This is a genomic window from Achromobacter maghribensis (assembly GCF_057334215.1).
This window is the reverse complement of record NZ_JBHFII010000039.1, coordinates 242215-246724: the sequence shown is the minus strand read 5'-3', so window position 1 is coordinate 246724 and position 4510 is coordinate 242215. Positions and strand designations below refer to the sequence as shown.

The 4510-nt window shown below is 66.2% G+C and carries 6 protein-coding genes; 1 reads left to right on the top strand and 5 read right to left on the bottom strand.

The genetic code is table 11. The annotated features are described in order from the left end of the window. Positions 1–113 precede the first annotated feature (113 nt). Positions 114–656, top strand: a complete 543-nt coding sequence (locus ACE039_RS16735; protein WP_448712919.1) for an antibiotic biosynthesis monooxygenase — start codon at positions 114–116, stop codon at positions 654–656. Positions 657–677: 21 nt separating this feature from the next. Here ACE039_RS16735 and ACE039_RS16730 read toward each other — a convergent pair whose 3' ends face one another. The 5 genes from ACE039_RS16730 to ACE039_RS16710 form a co-directional block, all read right to left on the bottom strand. Next, on the bottom strand, positions 678–1385 hold the full coding sequence (locus ACE039_RS16730; protein ID WP_448712918.1) for a GntR family transcriptional regulator: 708 nt from the start codon (positions 1383–1385) through the stop codon (positions 678–680). A gap of 35 nt (positions 1386–1420) precedes the next feature. Then, the gene (locus tag ACE039_RS16725; RefSeq protein WP_485822858.1) at positions 1421–2809 is read right to left on the bottom strand and encodes an AtzE family amidohydrolase; all 1389 of its coding nucleotides are present in this window, start codon (positions 2807–2809) and stop codon (positions 1421–1423) included. Then, positions 2806–2988, bottom strand: coding sequence for a DUF4089 domain-containing protein (locus ACE039_RS16720; protein WP_105557468.1), 183 nt, complete (start codon positions 2986–2988; stop codon positions 2806–2808). Before ACE039_RS16720 ends, ACE039_RS16725 begins: the two co-directional genes overlap by 4 nt. Before the next feature lie 67 nt (positions 2989–3055). Next, complete coding sequence (locus ACE039_RS16715; RefSeq protein ID WP_485822857.1) at positions 3056–3877, bottom strand: ABC transporter ATP-binding protein; 822 nt, start codon at positions 3875–3877, stop codon at positions 3056–3058. After that, a partial coding sequence (locus ACE039_RS16710) for an ABC transporter permease (RefSeq protein ID WP_485822856.1) occupies positions 3878–4510 on the bottom strand: 633 nt, incomplete at its 5' end. It abuts the gene before it with no gap.

The window sequence follows — 4510 nt, the reverse complement described above, 5'->3', positions numbered from 1 at the left end:
CCCCAGGGGAGGCGCGCCTCGCCAGGCTGGCACGCCGCTTGCTAGGGTTAACACTGCACTAGCACTGCATCAGCACGACATAACAAGCTGCACCGCTGCCCAGGAGTTCCGCCATGTCCCGTTCCGCCATTTCCGCCCCGGTCACCATGTTGGTCACCCGGCATATCGCGCCCGAGCGCTATAGCGATTTTCTGTCCTGGATGCGCCAGGGCGAAATCCTGGCGGCGGGTTTTCCGGGGTTTCTGGGGTCGGGCGTGTTGCAGCCCCCGGAAGGCGGCGACCAGTACCAGATCGTGTTGCGGTTTACCGATGCCGCCAGCCTTTCCCGGTGGGAAAAATCCCTGCCTCGCCGGATGTGGCTGGAGCGCGGGGCCACCCTGGTGCGGGCCAGCCACGAGCATCGTGTCAGCGGCACCGACGGCTGGTTCGCGCCCAAGGCCGCGAGCGCGCCGCCGCGCTGGAAGCAGGCGGTCAGCATCTGGCTGGCCTACTTTCCGGTACTGCTGGTGTTTTCGATACTGGTCAGCGAACACTTGAGCATCCTGCCGATATTCTGGCGCGTGTTGATCACCAGCGTGATCCTGACGCCGATCATGGTGTTTGTCTGCATTCCCGTCATCACGCGCGTGCTGCAGCGCTGGCTGCGGGCCGGCTGACGGCCTCTGCAAATCGCAGGCTCAAGCGGCCTTGGCGCGGCGCGTGGAATACAGGCGGTGCAGTGTGATCTTGCGCACCGCCGTCTGGCTATCCTGGATATGGGCCTGTAGCAAGCGGGCGGCGTTGGCCGCGTCGCGCGCCAGCAGGGCGCGCAGGATCGCGCCATGTTCCTCGTAGGTCTTGCCGACACGGTCGGGCAGGGTGAAGTCCAGCCGCCGCACGATGCGGATGCGCTCGGTGGCGGCGCGGTGCACCCGCGATATCTCGGGGTTGCCGCCCGCGGCCACCAGGTCGATGTGGAAACGTTCGTCCAGATCTGCCAGCCATTCGCCATCGCTGGAACGTGCGCTTTCGTCCACCAGCCAGATGTCCGCCAACGCCTGCAGCGCACGCGCGGGATCCGGCGCCAGGCCCGGGCCGCACAGCGCATGCACGGCGGCGGTCTCAAGCACGCTGCGCAGTTCGTAGAAATGGTCCAGCGTATTGAAGTCCAGCGGCTTGACCAGCCAGCCGTTACGCTGCCGGACTTCCAGATAGCCCTCGCGTTCCAGCCGGAACAGCGCTTCGCGCACAGGGGTCCGGCTGACCTGCAGGCGGTCCGCGATCTCGGTTTCCGTGAAACGGTCACCCGGTGCCAGCCGGAAATCCAGAATGTCCCGTTTCAACGATCCGTAGGCCGAATCGGCCAGGGTGCGCGGCATGTCGATGGCGGCGAAAGCGGTTTCCATAGCGTGGCCTTGAAGGGATATCGGAAAGGGGCTGTTCAGGGAGTGCGGACCCGCGACACGCCAGCCTGCTCCAGCGCATAAGCGGCGCCAAGGCAGTCGGCTTCGCGCCAGGGGGCGCCGATCAGTTGCACGCCCAATGGCAGATGGCCGTCCTGTTCTGTCTCGGGCCACGTGGGCGCGGTGCAGACCGGCAGGCCAATGCACGAGATCGGTTGTGTCAGCAGGCCCATGCTGGCGCGCGCCGGCATGGATTTACCGGCCAGCGTCAGCCAGTCGGTGCCTATCTTCGTGGCGGACACGGGTGTGGCGGGCGCGATCAACACGTCGTACTGGCTGAATAAGGCCAGCGCTTCGCGGTAGACGCGATGGCGCACGCGCTGCGCCTGCTGGACCCAGGCGGCAGGCACCAGGCTGCCTGCGACAAGGCGGTCGCGGGAGTGGGGTTCGTAGTAGTCGTAGTGCGTGACGAGCTTGCGGCGATGCAGCGCGCCGCCTTCGGCCGCGGTGATGATGAATGCGGCCGCGCGGGCCTGAGCCGCGCCAGGCAGTTCCACGACGGCGGTGGCGCCCAGTGCTTGCGCCGCGATGTCGACGGCGCGGCGCGCCTGCGGGCCGGCCCATTGTGCGAAGTACCCGCCCAGCACCGCGACGCGTAACGAACGCGCGCCGTGTGCCAGTGAAGGCAGGACGGGGTCGGCGGCATATTGCGCGCAAGCCGCGTCATCGGCGTCTGGACCTTGCAGCGCATCGTAGGCTGCCGTCAGGTCGCTGACGCTGGCGGCGAACGGCCCCAGGTGATCCAGGCTGCCCACAAAGGGAAAAGAGCCCGTGCGCGGCAGGCGGCCCAGGGTGGGCTTCAGCCCGAAAATGCCGCAGAGCGAGGCGGGCACACGGATCGAGCCGTTGGTGTCGGACCCCAAGGTCAGCGGCACCAACCCGCCCGCGACGGCGGCCGCGCTTCCCCCGGACGAGCCGCCCGCGATGCGGGTGGTGTCGTGCGGGTTGTGGCAGGGGCCGTAGTGCGTGTTCTCGGTGGTGAAGCCGTAGGCGTGCTCGTCCATGTTCAGCGCGCCGACCAGCACCGCGCCCGCGTCGCGCATGCGAGCGACCAGCCGTGCGTCGTGGCGGGCTGGCGCGTTGGACGCGTTGACCCGGCCGCCCGCCAGCGTCACTTCATCGGCGATGTCGAACAGATTCTTAACGGCATAGGGCACGCCTGCCAGCGGGGGCAGCGGCTCGCCGCGTGCGCGACGCGCATCGATGGCGGCCGCTTCCTGGCGGGCGCGCGCTTCGGTGACCGCGGTAAAGCAGTTGTAGCGGGAATCGTGTTCGCGGATGCGCGCCAGCGTGGCGTCCAGCACGGCCTGCGCGCTGCGCTCGCCGCTGGCGATTTGCCGGGCGATGTCTGCGGCGGGGCCGGTCACGGGCGGAACACCGAAGCCGATTCCAGCTCGACGGGCAGCGCCTCATCCACGAAGCTGGCGGCAATGTCGTGGATGCGCGCGAACTGCTGCACCACCTCGGCCGTGGTGGCTTCGCGCAAGGCATACCCCGACAGCGCCAAGGCGCTGCGCACATATTGATCGATGGTTTCCTGGGTCATGGCGGATTCTCCCGATGGGCTGGATGGTGGCGGGCTTGATGACTTGCACACGCGCAATGGCGCGCGCTTACTTGCGCACTTCGCGCTGGAAGATCTCGAGGCTTAGTTTCTTCATCTGGATGAAGCTGGGTTCGGACAGCGTTTCCACGGTGCGGGGGCGAGCGTCGCCGTAGTCCAGGATTTCGGCGACACGCGTCGGCCGCTTGGTCAAGAGCAGGATCTGGTCGGCCAGGTACACCGCTTCTTCCAGATCGTGCGAGACCAGCAGCATCGTGGTGCCCGTCTGCATGAACACTTCCTGCAGCTTTTCGCGGATGAACAGCGTCATTTCGAAATCCAGCGCCGAGAACGGTTCGTCCAGGAAAAGGACTTCGGGCCCGGGCGCCAGGGCGCGCATGATGGACGCCGTCTGCTGCTGCCCGCCAGACAATTCATACGGATAGCGCTTCAGGTCGAACTTGACGTCGAATGACGCCACCAGCTCTTCCACGCGCGCATCCACCTCGGCCTTGCTGCGGCCTTCCAGACGCAGCGGGTAGGCGATGTTGTCGATGGTGCGCAGCCACGGGAACATGGCCTCGCGGTAGTTCTGGAACACGTAGCCGATTTTGGTCTGCGCCAGGGATTTTCCGTCGAACAGGATCTCGCCGGCATCAATGGGGATCAGGCCGGCGATCATGTTGATCAGCGTGGACTTGCCGCAGCCGTTGGGGCCGAAGACCGAGACGATCTTGCCCTTGGGGATGTCCAGGTTGAAGTCTTCATACAGCGGCCAGCCCGCGAAGTACTTGGTCAGCCCGCGGATGGTGATGTGCGTGCCCAAGGGGCCGGGCGCAAACGGCGCGGCGGCGGGGGCGGGGACAATGATGGGGTTGATGACGGTGGACATTTATCGGCCGCTCCAATGGACCACGCGCTTTTCCAGCACAAGAAAAAGAATGTTCAGCACGTAGCCCAGGGCGCCGGCCGCCAGGATCGCCGCGTACATCTCGCGCACGTTCAACACCTGCTGCGCATTGATGATGCGGTTGCCCAGGCCGCTGTCGGACCCGATGAACATCTCGGCCACGATCACGATCACCAGCGCCATGGACACGCCGCTGCGCAGGCCCACGAACGTCGGCTGCATGCTTTCCCAGATCAGCACGTCCTTGAAAATCTGCCAGCGCGAGGCGCCCATCACGCGGGCCGCCATCACCCGCTGCTTGCGCGCATTGATGACGCCGTACGCGCTGTTGAACAAAATCACCAGCACGGCCGCGAAGGCGGCGATGGCGATCTTGTTCATGTCGGTTACGCCGAAGATCATCAGGAACAGCGGGATCAGCGCGGACGACGGCGTGGACCGGAAGAAGTCCACCAGGAATTCGACGCTGCGATACGCTTTTTCATTGCTGCCCAGCAGCACGCCCAGCGGCACGCCGATGACGCCGGCGATGACGAAGGCTTGCAGCGTGCGGTTCAAGGACGACAGGAAATCCCACAGCAAGGGGCCGCCCGCCAGGCCCTTGGCCAGCGCCCC

Excerpts from the sequence above, each read along its gene's own strand:
- ACE039_RS16715 (WP_485822857.1), bottom strand. The coding sequence starts at position 3,877 with ATGTCCACCGTCATCAACCCCATCATTGTCCCCGCCCCCGCCGCCGCG.
- ACE039_RS16730 (WP_448712918.1), bottom strand. The coding sequence starts at position 1,385 with ATGGAAACCGCTTTCGCCGCCATCGACATGCCGCGCACCCTGGCCGAT.
- ACE039_RS16720 (WP_105557468.1), bottom strand. The coding sequence starts at position 2,988 with ATGACCCAGGAAACCATCGATCAATATGTGCGCAGCGCCTTGGCGCTG.
- ACE039_RS16735 (WP_448712919.1), top strand. The coding sequence starts at position 114 with ATGTCCCGTTCCGCCATTTCCGCCCCGGTCACCATGTTGGTCACCCGG.